Origin of the sequence: Bacillus sp. TH50 (assembly GCF_016650565.1) — a bacterium.
GTDB lineage: Bacteria > Bacillota > Bacilli > Bacillales > Bacillaceae_G > Bacillus_A > Bacillus_A mycoides.
Genome location: NZ_JAEKFM010000007.1, coordinates 919,044 through 937,096 on the forward strand (window position 1 = coordinate 919,044; position 18,053 = coordinate 937,096).

Here is an 18,053-nt window from a genome sequence, read left to right on the forward strand (position 1 = left end):
TGTAGATGAAAGAACGGATTATCATAACGGGAGCGAACGGTCAGCTAGGGAAGCAACTACAAGAAGAGTTGAATTCTGAGGAATATGACATATATCCATTTGATAAAAAGTTATTAGATGTAACAAATATATCCCGAATTAAGCAAGTGGTACAAGAAATAAAGCCACATACAATTGTTCATTGTGCAGCGTATACGAAGGTAGATGGTGCTGAGAAAGAACAGGATCTTGCTTACTTAATAAATGCGATTGGAGCTCGAAATGTAGCGGTTGCTTCACAATTAGTAGGGGCTAAGTTAGTGTATGTCAGTACCGATTATGTATTTCCAGGTGACAAACCGGATGGCTATCATGAATTTCATAATCCAGCACCGATAAATATATATGGAGCTTCTAAATTTGCAGGAGAGCAGTTCATAAAAGAGTTACATAATAAATATTTTATAGTTCGTACATCGTGGTTGTATGGTAAGTATGGAAATAATTTTGTGAAAACGATGCTACGATTAGGAAAAGAGAGAGAAAACATATCTGTTGTAGCTGATCAAGTTGGTTCTCCTACGTACGTGGCGGATTTAATTACTGTGATTAATAAGCTCATTCATACATCCTTATACGGTACGTATCACGTATCAAATCGCGGTTCATGTTCTTGGTTTGAATTTGCTCAAAAAATATTTTCGCATACAAAAATAAGAGTGAATGTGTTACCTGTGTCGACTGAGGAATTTGGATCGGCGGCAGTGAGACCGAAATATTCGATCTTTCAGCATAAAATGCTACAATTAAATGGTTTTTTACAAATGCCTACTTGGGAAGAAGGATTAGAAAGGTTTTTTATAGAAACAAAAAGTCATTAACAAATTTATGTTAGTGACTTTTTTGTTTGCCTTTAAGAGGTTTTATGGTACTATAATTATAGTATCAGGTACTAATAACAAGTATAAGTATTTCTGGGAGGATATATCATGGAACTATTACAAGGGAAAACATTTGTTGTTATGGGCGTTGCGAACCAAAGAAGTATTGCATGGGGAATTGCTCGCTCTTTGCATAATGCAGGTGCAAAATTAATATTCACATATGCAGGAGAGCGTTTAGAAAGAAATGTTCGTGAACTAGCGGAAACATTAGAAGGACAAGAATCACTTGTATTACCTTGTGATGTAACGAATGATGAAGAACTTACAGCTTGCTTTGAAACTATTAAGCAAGAAGTTGGTACAATTCACGGTGTTGCACACTGTATTGCTTTTGCAAATCGTGATGATTTAAAAGGCGAATTTGTAGATACTTCTCGCGATGGATTTTTACTTGCACAAAATATTAGTGCATTCTCTTTAACAGCTGTAGCAAGAGAAGCGAAGAAAGTGATGACAGAAGGCGGAAATATTTTAACTTTAACATACCTTGGCGGTGAGCGCGTTGTGAAAAACTATAACGTTATGGGTGTTGCGAAAGCTTCATTAGAAGCAAGCGTGAAATATTTAGCGAACGATTTAGGACAACATGGTATTCGCGTTAACGCTATTTCTGCAGGACCAATTCGTACGTTATCTGCGAAAGGTGTAGGCGACTTTAACTCAATCTTAAAAGAAATTGAGGAGCGCGCACCACTTCGTCGTGCGACGACTCCAGAAGAAGTTGGAGATACAGCAGTATTCTTATTCAGTGATTTAGCACGCGGAGTAACAGGTGAAAACATTCATGTTGATTCAGGATATCATATTTTAGGATAAATATAATAGGAATTAAAGTTTAAAAAGGACAGTCTCTAAACGTTGAGACTGTCCTTTTTAATTGTTCCCAGAAAGAACGATTTTTAACGAAAGTTCTAGCCACGTTATGAATATAACTATAATAGTACACGATTTATCCAGCTACGTATGGAAGTGGGAGGGACGAGTGTGAAGAATAAAAATAAAAGTTCAACAGTTGGAAAACCGTTGTTATATATTGCACAAGTAAATTTAGAACTCGCTGCACCGAAAATAAAAAGAATTATTTTAACGAATTTCGAAGATGAGGATCAAAAAGAGCAAAGTAATAGAAATGAAAGTATTGTAAGTAGTGCTGTGGAAGAAGTGGTAGAACAAGAGAAACAAGAACCACGAGAGGAGCCTCAAGTGGAGGTGGAAGAAAAAGTAGAGGAAGAGCAAGAGCAAGTGAGAACGGTCCCTTACAATAAATCCTTTAAGGATATGAATAATGAAGAAAAAATTCATTTTTTATTAAATCGTCCTCATTACATTCCGAAAGTAAGATGTAGAATAAGAACGACGACCGTCTCATATATAGGATCGATTATATCTTACCGTAATGGCATTGTATCCATTATGCCACCAAATAGTATGAGAGATATTCGATTATCTATAGAAGACATCAAATCGATTGATATGGCCGGCTTTTAAATATGTAAAGGTGGTAGAAAGCTTCTACCACCCCAATAGTTTTTTAGTTTACTTAACTATAGAAACGTCGCGTAAGCACTGAATAGCACAGAAGCAGCTTAAATCAACAGTAATGCAAGTAGATGTCGAGATTAATCTTGCATTTGGTATAGCTAAAAACGTACAAATTGGATCGTCAGCAGGTGGTACAGGAGACCCATCACCTAATACTACAGTTAACACACGTAGGACAGCACAGCTATCGTCATCTACGCTTTCTACACGGAAAATTGGAGATTGGCAGCTAGTAAGGCTTGAAGATGGTGCAAATGCTTCAAATGGCGTTCCAGCTTTTGTGTATAAAATAAAAGGGCGTGTATTTGCTACTGCTGCAGTATTGTGTGCTCCTAAAAATGGAATTTCACAACCAGAACCGCATGTTGAACTAGAGCAATCTTGTAGTTCATTGATGAATTTTACGACGTCAACTACGCAGTGAGAAGAGCTATGGTGTTTATTTTCGTTACAACTCATTAATGTCACTCCTTATCTTCTTGTTTGTATTTACATTAATAAGATATTGGAGTGGGGGAGATTTGGTCACAATCTTAAGACCTTTTTTTTTAAATAGGCTAAAGAGGATAGGGAAGGTGGAATTATGTTATTTACAAGCTGGCTTTTATTTTTTATTTTTGCGCTAGCTGCATTTAGGTTAACTCGTCTTATTGTTTATGATAAAATTACAGCTTTTTTGCGAAGACCGTTTATTGATGAGTTAGAGATTACAGAGCCTGATGGAAGTGTATCGACTTTTACAAAGGTGAAAGGGAAAGGATTAAGAAAGTGGATTGGAGAATTATTAAGCTGCTATTGGTGTACAGGTGTGTGGGTTAGTGCTTTTTTATTAGTTTTATATAAATGGATTCCTATTGTTGCAGAGCCTGTACTAGCATTATTAGCCATTGCAGGTGCAGCAGCGATCATTGAAACAATTACAGGATATTTTATGGGAGAATAATAAAGTGAAAATTTAATCAGTGTGGGGCATCCCCCGCTAATTATCAGCCCTCACCAATCGGGATAAATCTTCACGATGTTAGAAAAAGCGGAGTTTAAGAGGATGCGGGAACGGAAATAAAGAGTTGTTCATATAGTAAATAGACAGAATTGACAGTAGAGGAGATGTTTGCTGTGAGCAATAATCCAAGGCAAAATTCATATGATCTACAGCAGTGGTATAACATACAGCAACAGCAACAAGCACACCAACAGGCATATCAAGAACAGTTACAGCAACAAGGCTTTGTGAAAAAAAAGGGATGCAACTGTGGGAAAAAGAAGAATACAATAAAACAATATGAAGAATGAAACACTCATGTTACGGTGAGTGTTTTTTATTGTAAAAATAAAAAGCGGTATTTCAATTAAGAAATACCGCTTTTTACTAGCTAATTTGTGCAACTGTTAATGCTGCAGCACGGATGTCTACAGTTCCAAGCAGTTCAACTGGTACAATTTGAATTAAGTCACCAGGGTTTAAGTTAATAAGAATAACACCACTGGATACGTCTACTTCACCAGTACCAATAACGTTAGAGCGAACCGCTGTACCTGATCCAGGAATAATGTTAGCTGGTGTACCTAATGATAAGAAGAAACGACCAGCTTCTGGTGCAGTAGGAACGTTATCAAGACTGATCGTTAATGTATAACTGATTTGATAAATACCAGCTACTTGAATTCGAATACCGTCTCCGACACTTACTGTATTATTTATTACAGGAACAGTAATATTTGGGTTTGGACTTACGCTAGGTAATAGTAGTGGTGTGAATAGTGAAGCGAACTGAGGTGCAGAAGCGTTGAAAGCAAAACCGAAGGCAGGTAGTGTACTAGCTGGTTTCGCCTCACAATCAATGTTATTAAATTCGCAATCAGAAGAGAACATGTTTTTCACTCCTTTATCTGTTTCTACTTTTAGTTAATGAAAAGGACAGGTTCTATGTTCTAGACAAGTTCCCAATTTTATAAAAAATACATAATAATACCTTTTAAGCATGGATTGGGTGGCAGAATCATCTGCCACCCAATCCATGCTTAAATTAGTATTCAGTTTTATATAGAAACATCGCGTAAGCATTGAATAGCGCAGAAGCAACTTAAATCAACAGTAATACAAGAGGAGGTTGATACTAATCTTGCATTTGGTACAGCTAAAAATGTACAGATTGGATCGTCACCAGGTGGTACAGAGGTACCATCACCTAAAACTACAGTTAATACACGCAATACAGCACAGTCATCATCATCTATACTCTCTACACGGAAAATTGGAGATTGGCAGCTAGTAAGGCTTGCAGATGGTGCAAATGCTTCAAAAGGTGTTCCAGCTTTTGTGTATAAAATAAAAGGACGTGTATTCGCTACTGATGCAGTGTTATGTGCTCCTAAAAATGGAACTTCGCAACCAGATCCACATGTTGTGGTTGCACATTCTTGTAGTTCATGTATAAAACGAACGACATTAGATACACAGTTGAAATCACAATCATGGTGTTGATGATCTTCATTACAATTGCAGCTCATTATGTTCACTCCTTATCGTGAGTTCTGACATACACTATTACAATATGAACGGGATATGGTTGATATTACGTTAATTCTCAGGATAGAAACAGGGAATTTATATAGAGGGGATGTACATATCGTGATATGGAAAAAGACACCCATTATTTAATGGATGTCTTTTCAGGTAAATCTTTTTGCGCAGTATATAGAAAACGAGATATATCTAGTTTCTTTCCTCTGAAAAATTGCGGGGAGGAAATGTAAAGTTCTTCTTTTGCGCGTGTAATGGCGACATAGAGTAATCGTCGTTCTTCTTCTAATGCTTCAGAAGTCTCCGTCACACGGTCATTTGCATCTTTTAATGAAGAAGTATGCGGCAATATACCATCGCTTGCTCCGAGTAAAAAGACGCATGGAAACTCAAGGCCTTTCGCGTTATGAATTGACATAAGCGATACAGCATCTTTTTGCGGCATTGTTTTTAATGCTTCCATTTCTTTTTGACCTTGAATGGCCTCGTTAATAAATTGTAAGTAAGCTGGAATATCCGTAAAGCGAGTTGCTGATTCCATTAATTCTTCTAACATTTCTTCTTGTATGTCCTTATGCATCGTAAAGGAAGAACGATCATTACTTTGTAAGTACTCTAAATACTTTCCTTTACCATGAATAATTTCTTTCAATGCTTTTTTCGGTTCAAGTTCTTTTATAAACTTAATAAAATCGATTCGCTCATTTACTTTTTTAACTTGAAAAGGTTTCAAGCTTGGGTTTAGTAATAGAAAATGAAGAAGAGAAGGGAAACGGCCCTCACCATATTTCCATTGTTCACGTTCAATAAATGAAATGCACTCATCACGGCCAATATACATTGTTGGTAATATATTTGAAAGTGATTCGAGGCGGAACGGTTCAAGCACGAGTCGTAAGTGATCTAATACGGGCCTAATTAAAGAATGTTCGTAGAACGATTGGCTCGCTCCATGTTTAATAAATGGAATCTTATGAATTGTAAGCTGATCAAGTAAAGAACGGCTTACAGAATGTGTACGATATAATAAACAAAAATCTTTATAATTTCGTTCACCACTATCTACTTTTTCCTGAATGAGTTGCAAAATTTGATTTGCTTCATCAAGAGTTGTCACAGGTCGTGCATAAAACGGCTGTATGCCATCGTTACGAACAGAATATAGCTCTTTATCAAAACGTTCTTGATTGAGCTTAATAACTTCATTTCCAAGTCCTACGATAAATGGATTAGATCGATAATTCGTATTAAGTGCGATAATCGTAGTATTATCAAATTCCTTTGGAAAAGATAAAATAATTTGGTGACTTGCCCCTCGCCAGCCGTAAATCGCTTGATCGTCATCACCTGCGATAAATAAATTATTTCTCGGCGTGGCTAACAATTTTACAATTTCATATTGTGCATACGACGTATCTTGAAACTCATCTACTTCAATGTAATGAAAACGCTCTTGTAATTGAGTAAGCAGGGGAGCGTTATTTTCTAACATATAATACATTTCTAATAAGATGTCGTCAAAATCGATATAATTGTGTCGTTGTTTTACCTCTTCGAAACGTTCGTATACTTCTTTGAACTCTTGTTCAACCGGTGTTTTCGCTTTTACATCTTTCGGACGATTCAAGTTGTTTTTCTCAAGTGAAATCATAGCGAGTATCGTTTCGGCATCATAATCGTCTTTTAAGCGCAATTCTTTCAAAATTTTCTTTATCATAATTTGTTTATGTTTTTCATTTGCTAAAATTTGCTGATTATATCCTTGACTACGAAGCAATTTTAAAAAGACAGAGTGGAATGTACCAGCAACGACATAGCTACTTGCGGCATGATTCATACCAGGTAAATTCGCTACACGGCTTCGAATTTCTTCAGCTGCTTTTTGTGTAAACGTCAGCAGTAAAATATTTCGCGGATGGACATGTTTTACATTAACTAAATAACCAACGCGAGTTGTTAAAACAGATGTTTTACCACTTCCAGCACCAGCTAGTGTAAGGACAGGTCCTTCTGTCGTTTGCACTGCTTCTAACTGTTTTTCATTTAAATAAACACCTTGCTGTTCTAAAGCGCGGAAATACGCCGCATCTGCATCTTCTTCCATAATTAAATGGGTAGATGTTTTCGGAATATGATACGCCGCTTGCGGAATGCCAGCGTGTGTTAACGGTTTTTGTGAAAATTTTTCTTGTGTCATATATTCACCTTCAAAACTATAGCATCAACATTTAACTTTAGCGGAAGAAAAAGAAAATAGCAATGTAAAAAACAGGAGGGGCTACCTCCTGCTACAAAATTATAATTCTTTTATCATTACGACGTGTGGGATATTTGCTTCCATAAACACATCAGAAGCCGTCACGTATCCTAGCTTTTTATAGAAAAATTCAGCATGTGTTTGAGCATGGAGTTTCAATTTCGGTAGAGACTCTTCCTTCGCATACGCTTCAAGTGCATCCATAATGATTTTACCAATGCCTTTTTTACGATGTGAAGCTAGTACGCAAATGCGCTCCATTTTTCCTATTCCATCAACGATGCGGAAGCGACCAGCACCAACTGGAACATCATTATCATATATAACAACGTGTGTTGAAATCTCTTCAAACTCATCATACTCTTCTTCTGCAGAAACACGTTGCTCATTTACAAATACTTGCTTACGTACAGAGAATGCATCTCTTAGTTGTTCGTCCGTTTGTACGATTTGTGCGTGCAAATTAGTTGTTCTCCTTTCCAAGGTGGAATGTTTCATGTACAGTCCACGTTCCATTTTCTAATTGGTATAGAAGGTGGAAACGATCGATTGGTTGCTCATAATAGAAATCTTTCATACGTAATCGACCTAATACATCAGCGTGCTCTGCGTCTGATAAGTCTTGACCGATTGTTAAATGAGGTACGAAAGAGTACTCGCGCTCTTGTGTAAAGAAACCATTATGCATTTCTTCATTTAAGAAAGTAAGTTCAGGTGTTTTTTCTACTTTAAAATAAAGAACATTATTAACAGGTGCGAATGAACCGACTTTCCCAACATGAAGGGTGAAAGGGTTCGTTTTATTTGCGATTGTATGTAACTCATTCACAATCGATTCTAATTGTTCATCTTGCGTCTCAAAGGGTGTTTTCAATGTAATATGTGGCGGAACTAATGCGTAATGCGGATCATAACGTTTACGTAATCCGTTCGCTTTATCTTGAATCATTTTTGATGGGAAAATTACAATTCCTAATTTCATGTTCCAATTCCTCCCTTTGCAAGTCTAGTTAGATTTTGAGAATAAATCTCTTTATCTATTATATCAAATTATTCTGAATACCGCTCTCTATTATTTCATTGATAGGATATGAGAAAATGCTTTTGGTAAATCTGCTTGCCAATATTTCCATGTGTGATTCCCTTCAAACTCTTCATAATGCGTGATGAAATTTCTATCTGTAAGTAGTTTATTTAACTCGCGATTCGGTTCTACGAAATCAGATACTTGTCCGTCTGTACGCTTGACAGCTGTTTCTTCGGTCCCAATTACGTGATAAAGATCTAGCGCCCCCGGATTTTTGAAATCTTTTGCTAAGTTCATGACTGTTTCATCAACAAATGGTGATTGCATAACGACCTTACCAAATGTATGCGGATACATAAGTGCGGTCATGAAGGAAACTGTACCGCCGAGAGAATCTCCAATTAAAACGCGTCCTTTACCCATTTGATACGTTGGATAATTTGCATCAATATATGGAGCAAGCTCATGAGCAAGGAAACGAATGTAAGCAGCATTCTTTACATCATTTGGGAAATATTTTTCCTTACGATCGTGTACATTTTTATATGGAATACCGACAATAATTGTGCGGTCGATTTCTTCAGTTTCACGAAGACGCTCAATTACACGGTGCGCTTTACCAAGCTGAAAATAATCTCTACCATCTTGTGCAATAACAACCGTATGCTTATGGAGAGGTGTGTAATTTACTGGTAAATAAACAAGAAGTGTAAGCTCCTCTTGAAGTGATGTACTAAAAAATGAAATTTCTTCAATTCTCCCTATTGTTTGATTCATGTATATCCCCCTAAATAAAAATTTACTGTAATGATTGTAAGAGCAACGCTTGTAGTGAAAAGGAAAGAAATAATCACTAATAGGTGCCTTAATTTCTATTTTACCATAATGGTACGAAGAATCTAAAAAATTAGTATTTAAGTTGTGAAAGAAAACGGATATAATGAAGTGGGATTTTTTACAGGTGAGAGGGGAGACAGGATTTGAAACAAGAAAGATCAATCGCACTACCACTAGCAATTTCCATTATAGCAATTTCATTCGCAGCTGTTTTTGCAAAGATGTCCTCAGCACCATCTTCCGTTTTAAGTATGTATCGATTATGGATTATCGTACTTATTATGCTGCCGATCGTTTGGAAAAAACGGGAAGAGTTTAGTAGGATTCAAATAAAAGATTGGGGATTTTTAATTGGATCTGGTTTCTTTTTAGCTCTTCATTTTCTTCTATGGTTTGAATCCTTAAAGCATACGACAGTTGCTAGTTCGACGATTATTTTAGCACTTCAACCGATCGTATCTTTAGTGGGAGGTTTTTTCTTATTTAAAGAAAGAACAACCTATTCAGCAATTGCGACGATGGGAATTGCGATACTAGGCGTAATGTGTATTGGCTGGGGAGATTTAGGGCTAAGTGAGCAAGCAATTTATGGGGATATATTATCCTTTTTAAGTGTAATTGCAGTTGTCGGTTATTTATTTATCGGACAAACGACAGTAAAGAAAGTATCTCATTGGATTTATAGTTTCACTGTATTTGCCTTCGCTGGTATATTTATAGCGATTTATAACGTCATACTTCAAGTGCCATTTACAGGCTATACGAAGTGGGATTGGAGTATTTTTCTTTTACTTGCGATTGTACCGACAGTGTCACACGTCATTAATAATTGGTTATTAAATTACGTAAATGCAACAACGATTTCAATGAGTATTTTAGGAGAACCAGTTGGGGCATCTATACTAGCGTTCTTCTTACTTGGAGAAAAATTAAACGCAATGCAAATTATCGGTAGCATGCTCGTATTGTTTGGTGTATCTGTTTTCTTACTACAGCAACAAAAGCGAACAGCAAAAAATGTGGTGAACGAACCGGCTTATACACAGGAATTATAACGAGCCTATTCTAATATACGAAAAGAGAAGTTATTGGTAACTTCTCTTTTTTTGTTCTATGCAGAAAATAAAACAAATCAATAGGAGGAATCCCCTCCATATAGCATGAAAAAAGATAATATATAGTGGAGTTACATCATACGTTTCTCATACAAATATAGAAGGGGAAGGGGAAGGAGAGACCAAATGAAAGAGATTTTAATGAAATACATGACAAATCTTACAACATTAAGTGAAGAGCAGCAGCGCATGATCGTAGAAGAATTACAAATTGAAGAGTATAAAAAAGGAACAGTGCTCCTAGGGCAAGGAGATGTTCCGTCTAAATGTTATTTTGTATTAAAAGGATGCGTGAGGCAACATTGTATAGATGAATCTGGAAAAGAAGTTACATCAAATTTTTATACAGAAGAACAAGCAATCGCAAATTTCAATCATCATAAACAAGATAAATTATCCCCACATACGTTAACGTGCCTAGAAGATTGTCTAGTTGTAGTTGGCGATCTGTATAGTGAAAAGGACATGTATAAGAAATATTCACAGTTAGAAGAAATGACGCGCCAAATGATTGAATACAATTTTGGTGAAGTACAAGAAGAACTTACATTATTTATTGCATCGACACCAGAAGAGCGCTACAAATCATTATTACAAAAACGACCGCATTTAATCGATCGTGTTCCTCAATATCAATTGGCAAGTTATCTAGGTATTACGCCAGAATCATTAAGCAGAATTAAGAAACGACTCAAACAGTAGAGTTTTTTCCACCTCTAAGCAATAGCCATATACTAAATCCTAGTTCACCTGCGATCATCGGTAGTTGAAAGACAACGTTAAGAATGGAAATAATCGCATCATATTGTGAAAACATCGTATTCATTACGTTAATGATGATATAGCCGATTGCAGCAATGAGCAGTAATATACTAATAGTTTTCGGTATGTTTTTAGATTGAAAGGTTACGTATCCTAAGGTGAGAAGATGTAAGCCGAAAATGATTAATCCTACAGACCAAATGTATTCAAAAGCTTCTAGAAATAACATTGTATATGCTTCTGAATTAGCAAATATGTTTTTTGAAAGAAGTAATACAAATATTAAATTGAATAGAGCAATCCCAAGTATAGCTGTATACATAAGACGAAGACAGGCAGCTAGCAATGAGAGGCTAGTATGGATAGGTTTTAGAAAGAAATAAAGAGCCCACGAGGCGATAATATCCGTAATAAAAATGATAATCCATCCGAAAATTTCTGCTTTGAAAAGTGAACTTGAAGTTTGAATATTATGGAGTGTCGTGCTCGCATTACTTGGTACAACGAGATTTCCGTGAACAAAACCGTAAGAAAAAAATGCAGTGAATGCCATGATAAGAAGAGAAGTGCCTGCAAATAAGGCAAAATTTCGCTCAGTCATAATACGTCCTCCTATTCTAATGTTGTTTTCATTGTAATAGGGAAGAGGAGGAGATTCATTGACTTAAATCAAGGGAGGGGAAGTTTAGTGGAATTTCCATCAAAAAAAGATGTATGGTTATATCCGATTTTTTTCGTTGGCATTGGAGCGTGTTTTGCTCCCATATTTGCAGGGAGAGAATATTTTCTTTTATTTTTTACAATTCCTTTAGCCATACTATTTATTTGGAGTTGGTTTTCAACAAAATATATTGTTGGGGAAGAAACAATTACTATTAGATCGGGTTTCGTTAAAAAGTGCATATTTATACGAGATATAAAACAAATTTCGAGCACGAAAAATCCGTTAGCCGCCTATGCACTATCATTCGATCGATTAGAAATTGTTTAAGGATCATATGAAACAGAACTTATTTCTCCAAGAAATAAAGAAGAATTTATTTTGTTGTTAAAAAGAAAAAAACCTGGGATTGAAATAAAGTAAGAGAGTGGATTCATATCTACTCTCTTTATGTCACTTTGGATTTGTCATATAAGGTTGTACGTGAACGATACATAAGTCGCGGAATTTTCCTTCAGCAGTTGTGACAATTACGACTGCTCTTCCTGCACTTTTTCCAGTAATCGTTACTGTCTCACCTTTCGGATAGATGGTGATGACGTCGGAGTTCATATTTGTCCAAATAAGCTCTTGATTCTTTGCCTGCATTGGCAAAACGGAGGCTGATAAATCGGCACTTTGTCCGGTTTTTATTTTAAGCTTATTTTTCTGTATATGAATACCAATTACAGATATAACAGAAGGAGCAATTGAAATTTTGGATGGATTAGGTTGTATGTTTAAAAGAGAAGTAGAAGTGTTTGTGATAGGTGAAAATTTTCTTATATGTTGTTGCTGTAAAGATGCTAACATTGTGGAGTCCCCTTTCTGTATAGGTGTCGATACTAATAATATAAAGGAAGAATGTTATAGTAAATTTAACGAAACATAAAGAAATTGTTAAATTCGAGAAGAATATTGTCGAAATGCGGTTAAAAGAAAGCTCTGCTGTTATCGTAACAGCAGAGCTTTCTTTTTATAGATTATGACTATGTTGTTTTTCAAAATTCTCAAATTGCTCTTCAACTTCTTTTGAAGGCTTAGTTAGTAAACTAACAATTATGATCACTATTAAACTAATAGCGAAACCAGGAATCATTTCATATAAGAAATCTTTTAGGAACTTAAACTGTGTCCAAATAATTACTGTGGCTGCACCTGAAATCATACCAGCAAGCGCGCCCCATTTTGTCATACGTTTCCAATATAAGCTTAATAAAATGGCTGGTCCAAATGAAGAACCAAATCCAGCCCAAGCATATCCAACAAGAGCTAAAATCGTATCATTTTGTTTAAGCGCTAATGCACATCCAATTAAAGCGATACCAAGAACAGCCATACGACCGACAAATACAAGTTCTTTATCAGAAGCAGAACGCTTAAAGAATGTACGATATAAGTCTTCTGTTACTGCACTTGAGGTAACGAGCAACTGAGAAGAGATTGTGCTCATAATAGCTGCTAAAATAGCGGCTAATAAAAATCCAGTAATAAGTGGATGGAATAAAATTTTTCCAAGTTCAAGGAAAATTGTCTCTGGGTTAGATAATGTCAAACCTTGTTGTGAATAGTAAGCAATACCGATAAGACCAGTAAACATAGCTCCGACAACAGAGAAAATCATCCAGCTCATACCAATTCTTCGCGCGCTTTTAATTTCTTTTACAGACGAAATTGCCATAAAGCGTACGATGATATGAGGTTGTCCAACATAACCAAGGCCCCATGCGAATAAAGAAATCATTCCTAAAGTAGAGGCACCTTTAAAAATATCTAGACGTGTTGGATCTACAGATCGAATTGTATCAAATGCAGGTCCAAGTCCGTTTGTATTCATAATTGTTACGATAGGAACAAGAATAAGGGCAACTACCATAATGATTCCTTGCACGAAGTCTGTCCAACTTACTGCTAAGAAACCACCAAATAATGTGTAAGCTACAACAACGCCTGCTACAATGAGTAATCCAACATGATAGTTCATACCAAATGAATTTTCAAATAATACAGCGCCTGAAACTAATCCTGAAGCTACATAGAAAGTAAAGAAAATCATAATAACAAGTCCGGATACTAAGCGTAGCATGTGAGATTTGTCGTGGAAACGGTGTTCCAAAAATTCTGGAATAGTAATAGAGTTGTTTGCAATTTCAGAGTAGGTACGTAAGCGAGGAGCGACATAAAGCCAGTTTGCGTATGCGCCTAGTGTTAGGCCGATCGCAATCCAACTACTACTTAATCCAACGCTAAACATTGCACCGGGTAATCCCATTAAAAGCCAACCACTCATATCAGATGCTCCAGCACTTAATGCTGTTACTGCGGGGCCTAGTGTACGCCCGCCAAGCATATAATCTGTTAAGTTGGACGTTCGTTTGTAGGCGAAATAGCCGATTACTAACATCCCGAGCATGTAAATAGAGATAGAAGTTAAAGTTAACATCTGCGTACTCATGTAGTTCCCCTTCCTTTTGTCATGTCTTTTGATGCATTTTGCATATTTATAATCTATCATGATTATTCTGAAAAATCCATATACAAATATGAATTTTCAGAAATGTAAGCGTTTTTTGACATCGTTTTACTTTTTAAATATATAAATTTCAGACGAAAAAACCTTAATTTTAATAGAGTATTTATTATATTTACATAAAAACACGTTGTTTTGTCAATATAATATTGAAAGAAGGGAGAAATAATTTTTTTAAAAAAAGTATTGACTTGTGAAAAAAGTTAGGTCTATAATGAGTGCAACTTAAAAAAATGCAAGCGTTGATGAAGAAGAGTACACATGATGAACATGTCAGAGAGCTGATGGTTGGTGCGAATCAGTATGGGATTGATGTGGAATGGGCTTCGGAGCTTCCAAACCGAAACGAAAGAAGTAGGCTTTGGCGACATGATCTCATCGATACAAGAGACACGTATTATTTTTTGATACGGCAAAGTGCGTTACATTCGTAACGAATTAAGGTGGCACCACGGGAGTACCCGTCCTTTCTATAGGATGAGTACTCCCTTTTTGTGTACAAAAAATTAAATATGTTAAATCGTTTAAGTAAGAAGAGTACGTATATTGGAGACGTTTCAGAGAGCCGGGGACAGGTGGGAGCCCGGTGCGGTGCCATATACGGAATGGGCTTACGAGAGGTATGCTGAACAATTATTTTCAGTAGGCAACCCGGGTTCCGCCGTTACAAGGATAAGGTATATATTTTGTACCTGAATAAAGCGGGATGCTTTTGCGTCCAACCTGAGGTGGTACCACGGTAAATTTATCGTCCTCTACATATTTCGATATGTAGGGGACTTTTTTATTTTTCAGAGTGAGGTGAAAGGCATGATGACAAAAGAGGAATTTATGAAGCAAAAAGAACAAAGAAATACATTTTTAGTAATTGCTGAAGAAGAAGGAGATAGCATTACGCCAATTTCTTTATATAGACGTATGAAGGGAAAGAAAAAGTTTTTATTAGAAAGTTCGCAGCTTCATCAAGATAAAGGGCGCTATTCTTACTTAGGGTGTAATCCTTATGGAGAAGTGAAAAGCGTTGGTATAGAAGTAGAGCGAATGATGTATGGGAAAAAAGAAAAGCTGCAGGGTAACGTACTGCAAATGCTAGAAGAGGTAATCGCACCAGCGCAAGTAGACAGTCCATTTCCGTTTTGCGGGGGAGCAGTTGGATATATTGGCTATGACGTCATTCGGCAGTATGAAAACATTGGAGCAGATTTACACGATCCATTAAATATTCCAGAAGTACACCTTTTACTATATCGTGAGTTTACCGTTTACGATCATTTACGCCAAAAGTTGTCATTGGTATATGTATGCAGGGAAGACGATTCAGCTTCTTATGAAGAAGTATACGAAAGATTGCAAGTATACAAAGAGGAAGTGCTAAAGGGAGAAGAAGCAGAAGTAACTGAAATAAGATCAACATTATCATTCACTTCTTCTATAACAGAAAAAGAATTTTGCACGATGGTAGAAACAGCGAAAGAATACATTCGGGCCGGAGATATTTTCCAAGTTGTATTATCCCAGCGTTTGCAAAGTGAATGTATTGGAGATCCATTTGCATTATACCGGAAACTTCGAATTGCAAATCCATCACCATATATGTTCTATATCGATTTTCAAGATTATGTTGTACTTGGCTCTTCGCCGGAAAGTTTGTTATCAGTAAGAGAGGATAAAGTGATGACAAACCCAATTGCTGGTACGAGGCCGAGAGGGAAAACGAAGCAGGAAGATGAGGAAATCGAAAAAGAACTGTTAGGAAATGAGAAAGAGCGAGCAGAGCATATGATGCTTGTGGACCTAGGACGAAATGATATTGGCAGAGTAAGTGAAATTGGCTCTGTGACGATAGATAAATATATGAAAGTAGAAAAATACTCTCACGTTATGCACATTGTATCTGAAGTTTACGGAACATTGCGAAAACAAACGAGTGGATTTGATGCATTAGCGTATTGTTTACCAGCTGGTACAGTATCAGGTGCTCCGAAAATAAGGGCGATGGAAATTATTAATACGTTAGAGCATGAAAAAAGAAATGTATATGCCGGAGCGGTTGGATATATTTCATTCTCAGGAAACCTTGATATGGCGCTAGCAATTCGAACGATGGTTGTAAAAGACGAGAAAGCGTACGTTCAGGCAGGAGCGGGTATCGTCTACGATTCAGACCCGGTTGCTGAATATGAAGAAACATTAAATAAAGCGAGAGCGCTTTTGGAGGTTATGAAATGATTGTACTTATCGATAATTATGATTCGTTCACATATAACTTGTATCAACTATTAGGCGAGTACGAGAAAGAAATTGTTGTCGTAAGAAATGATCAAATAACAATTGAACAATTAGAGGAGATGAAGCCGAAAGGAATTGTGCTCTCACCAGGACCTGGGAAACCAGAAGATGCTGGAATTTGTATCGATGTTATTCGTCATTTTTATAAGAACGTTCCCATCTTAGGAATTTGCCTTGGCCATCAAGCAATCATATCCGCATTTGGAGGAGAAATTGTTAGAGCAGAGCGCATTAAACACGGAAAAACATCGCGTGTGAAACATAACGGAACGTCAATCTTTTCGTACGTTACGCAGCCGCTAACAGCAATGCGTTACCATTCACTCGTCGCAGTGCAAAATAGTTTGCCGCAGTGTTTTGACATACTTGCGACAGCGATGGATGACGGAGAAATCATGGCAGTTCGTCACAACTATTATCCGCTCTTCGGATTACAGTTTCACCCAGAATCAATTGCAACAGAAGAAGGCGGAAAGTTAATACGTGCCTTTTTAGCAGAAGTGAAAGAGGAGGAGAGAGTATGAACAGTTATCTTCGAAAATTAGTAGAGGGACAACATTTAACAGAAGAAGAAATGTATGAAGCGGGACTTCTTTTATTAAGTGACAACATATTGGAAAGTGAAGTTGCAGCTTTCTTAGTATTGCTGAAAGCGAAAGGCGAAACAGCAGAAGAAATATACGGTCTCGTTCGTGCTCTTCGCGAAAAGGCATTACCGTTTTCAAATCATATAAAAGGCGCGATGGACAATTGCGGAACGGGTGGTGACGGTGCGCAAACATTCAATATTAGTACAACATCGGCATTTGTACTTGCCGGAGCTGGTGTAAAGGTTGCGAAACATGGAAACCGCGCTGTTTCTAGTAAAACAGGAAGTGCTGATTTATTAGAAGAACTCGGTGTAAACATAAGCTGTACGCCGGGTGAGATTGACTATTTATTAGAGAATGTAGGTATTGCCTTCTTATTCGCACCAGCGATGCATCCAGCATTAAGACGCATTATGAAAATAAGAAAAGAATTAAACGTTCCGACGATCTTTAACTTAATTGGACCGTTGACGAATCCGGTTAATTTAGAAACACAATTTGTCGGTATTTATAAGCGAGATATGTTATTGCCAGTAGCGGAAGTATTGCAGAAACTTGGCAGAAAACAAGCGCTCGTCGTAAACGGAAGTGGCTTTTTAGATGAAGCATCATTACAGGGAGAAAATCATGTCGTCGTTTTAAAAGATAATGAAATAGTAGAAATGAGTATTGATCCAGAAAAGTATGGTTTTTCAAGAGTGAAAAATGAAGAAATTAGAGGTGGGAATTCAAAAGAAAATGCAAAGATTACGCTCGGAGTATTAAGCGGAGAAAAGAGTGTCTATCGCGATACTGTTTTATTAAATGCAGGTCTAGCCCTTTTCGCAAATGGAAGAGCAGAAACGATTGAAGAAGGAATTACACTAGCAACGCACAGCATTGACTCTGGAAAAGCATTAGCCAAACTAAACTTATTAATTGCAGCAAGCCATGAAAATTTAGAAAGGGTGAATTAAA

At 36.8% G+C, this 18,053-nt stretch carries 20 protein-coding genes, 1 pseudogene and 2 other annotated features; of the genes and pseudogenes, 11 read left to right on the forward strand and 10 right to left on the reverse strand.

The genetic code is table 11. The features are described 5' to 3' along the window. Positions 1-5 precede the first annotated feature (5 nt). The 3 genes from rfbD (at position 6) to JFU23_RS21790 (ending at position 2,411) form a co-directional block, all read left to right on the forward strand. Positions 6-860 (forward strand): dTDP-4-dehydrorhamnose reductase, encoded by an 855-nt coding sequence (gene rfbD / locus JFU23_RS21780; RefSeq protein WP_201032689.1) that lies wholly within the window; start codon positions 6-8, stop codon positions 858-860. Between the two features lie 108 nt (positions 861-968). Further along, a complete protein-coding gene (gene fabI, locus JFU23_RS21785; RefSeq protein WP_002011384.1) occupies positions 969-1,739 on the forward strand; it encodes an enoyl-ACP reductase FabI in 771 nt (256 codons plus the stop codon). A gap of 147 nt (positions 1,740-1,886) precedes the next feature. After that, entirely contained in the window at positions 1,887-2,411 is a 525-nt protein-coding gene (locus JFU23_RS21790; RefSeq protein ID WP_201032690.1) for a CotO family spore coat protein, read from the forward strand. A 48-nt stretch (positions 2,412-2,459) separates the two neighbouring features. Here JFU23_RS21790 and exsY read toward each other — a convergent pair whose 3' ends face one another. Beyond that, on the reverse strand, positions 2,460-2,924 hold the full coding sequence (exsY, locus tag JFU23_RS21795) for an exosporium assembly protein ExsY (RefSeq protein ID WP_201032691.1): 465 nt from the start codon (positions 2,922-2,924) through the stop codon (positions 2,460-2,462). Between the two features lie 124 nt (positions 2,925-3,048). Between exsY and JFU23_RS21800 the strand changes: the two genes are divergently transcribed. Both JFU23_RS21800 and JFU23_RS21805 read left to right on the forward strand, forming a co-directional pair. Beyond that, positions 3,049-3,408 (forward strand): DUF1360 domain-containing protein, encoded by a 360-nt coding sequence (locus JFU23_RS21800; protein ID WP_000899658.1) that lies wholly within the window; start codon positions 3,049-3,051, stop codon positions 3,406-3,408. 164 nt (positions 3,409-3,572) lie between these two features. Further along, positions 3,573-3,758 carry a hypothetical protein gene (locus JFU23_RS21805; RefSeq protein WP_033708144.1) on the forward strand — a complete coding sequence of 62 codons (186 nt, stop codon included), beginning with the start codon at positions 3,573-3,575 and terminating at the stop codon, positions 3,756-3,758. A 76-nt stretch (positions 3,759-3,834) separates the two neighbouring features. Here JFU23_RS21805 and exsF read toward each other — a convergent pair whose 3' ends face one another. From exsF to JFU23_RS21835, 6 genes are all read right to left on the reverse strand, one after another. Beyond that, complete coding sequence (exsF, locus tag JFU23_RS21810) at positions 3,835-4,338, reverse strand: exosporium protein ExsF (protein WP_002011391.1); 504 nt, start codon at positions 4,336-4,338, stop codon at positions 3,835-3,837. Positions 4,339-4,505: 167 nt separating this feature from the next. Further along, complete coding sequence (gene cotY / locus JFU23_RS21815) at positions 4,506-4,976, reverse strand: spore coat protein CotY (RefSeq protein ID WP_002011392.1); 471 nt, start codon at positions 4,974-4,976, stop codon at positions 4,506-4,508. Between the two features lie 143 nt (positions 4,977-5,119). Further along, complete coding sequence (locus JFU23_RS21820; RefSeq protein ID WP_002140859.1) at positions 5,120-7,186, reverse strand: ATP-dependent helicase; 2,067 nt, start codon at positions 7,184-7,186, stop codon at positions 5,120-5,122. 99 nt (positions 7,187-7,285) lie between these two features. Further along, positions 7,286-7,708, reverse strand: a complete 423-nt coding sequence (locus JFU23_RS21825) for a GNAT family N-acetyltransferase (RefSeq protein WP_002064289.1) — start codon at positions 7,706-7,708, stop codon at positions 7,286-7,288. Position 7,709: 1 nt separating this feature from the next. Then, positions 7,710-8,228, reverse strand: coding sequence for a YjcG family protein (locus tag JFU23_RS21830; protein WP_002011397.1), 519 nt, complete (start codon positions 8,226-8,228; stop codon positions 7,710-7,712). 90 nt (positions 8,229-8,318) lie between these two features. Further along, positions 8,319-9,050, reverse strand: a complete 732-nt coding sequence (locus JFU23_RS21835) for an alpha/beta hydrolase (RefSeq protein WP_002030493.1) — start codon at positions 9,048-9,050, stop codon at positions 8,319-8,321. Between the two features lie 203 nt (positions 9,051-9,253). Here JFU23_RS21835 and JFU23_RS21840 point away from each other — a divergent pair, with 203 nt between their 5' ends. Both JFU23_RS21840 and JFU23_RS21845 read left to right on the forward strand, forming a co-directional pair. Beyond that, positions 9,254-10,165: a DMT family transporter gene (locus tag JFU23_RS21840; protein ID WP_002030492.1), complete on the forward strand. Its 912-nt coding sequence runs from the start codon at positions 9,254-9,256 to the stop codon at positions 10,163-10,165. Positions 10,166-10,351: 186 nt separating this feature from the next. After that, the gene (locus JFU23_RS21845) at positions 10,352-10,927 is read left to right on the forward strand and encodes a Crp/Fnr family transcriptional regulator (protein WP_061674952.1); all 576 of its coding nucleotides are present in this window, start codon (positions 10,352-10,354) and stop codon (positions 10,925-10,927) included. Here JFU23_RS21845 and JFU23_RS21850 read toward each other — a convergent pair. Further along, positions 10,917-11,588, reverse strand: coding sequence for a DUF4386 domain-containing protein (locus JFU23_RS21850; RefSeq protein WP_201032692.1), 672 nt, complete (start codon positions 11,586-11,588; stop codon positions 10,917-10,919). The genes JFU23_RS21845 and JFU23_RS21850 overlap by 11 nt on opposite strands. 87 nt (positions 11,589-11,675) lie before the next feature. Here JFU23_RS21850 and JFU23_RS21855 point away from each other — a divergent pair. Continuing rightward, a pseudogene (locus JFU23_RS21855) lies at positions 11,676-12,071 on the forward strand (PH domain-containing protein). 30 nt (positions 12,072-12,101) lie between these two features. Here JFU23_RS21855 and JFU23_RS21860 read toward each other — a convergent pair. Together JFU23_RS21860 and putP are read right to left on the reverse strand one after the other, a co-directional pair. Beyond that, positions 12,102-12,500, reverse strand: a complete 399-nt coding sequence (locus JFU23_RS21860) for an Ig-like domain-containing protein (protein ID WP_016101541.1) — start codon at positions 12,498-12,500, stop codon at positions 12,102-12,104. A 163-nt stretch (positions 12,501-12,663) separates the two neighbouring features. Beyond that, positions 12,664-14,142 (reverse strand): sodium/proline symporter PutP, encoded by a 1,479-nt coding sequence (putP, locus tag JFU23_RS21865; protein WP_137058715.1) that lies wholly within the window; start codon positions 14,140-14,142, stop codon positions 12,664-12,666. A 308-nt stretch (positions 14,143-14,450) separates the two neighbouring features. Further along, positions 14,451-14,689 (forward strand) — a binding site (T-box leader). A 42-nt stretch (positions 14,690-14,731) separates the two neighbouring features. Continuing rightward, positions 14,732-14,976: a binding site (T-box leader), on the forward strand. A gap of 51 nt (positions 14,977-15,027) precedes the next feature. On the opposite strand from putP, the gene trpE reads away from it, so the two are divergent. From trpE to trpD, 3 genes are read left to right on the forward strand one after another with little or no spacing between them, the layout of a single operon-like run. Further along, positions 15,028-16,446 (forward strand): anthranilate synthase component I, encoded by a 1,419-nt coding sequence (trpE, locus tag JFU23_RS21870; RefSeq protein WP_201032693.1) that lies wholly within the window; start codon positions 15,028-15,030, stop codon positions 16,444-16,446. Then, positions 16,443-17,030: an anthranilate synthase component II gene (locus JFU23_RS21875; RefSeq protein WP_002086924.1), complete on the forward strand. Its 588-nt coding sequence runs from the start codon at positions 16,443-16,445 to the stop codon at positions 17,028-17,030. The genes trpE and JFU23_RS21875 overlap by 4 nt, the downstream gene beginning before the upstream one ends. Further along, positions 17,027-18,052, forward strand: a complete 1,026-nt coding sequence (gene trpD / locus JFU23_RS21880; protein ID WP_085309791.1) for an anthranilate phosphoribosyltransferase — start codon at positions 17,027-17,029, stop codon at positions 18,050-18,052. Before JFU23_RS21875 ends, trpD begins: the two co-directional genes overlap by 4 nt. Position 18,053: the final 1 nt, after the last annotated feature.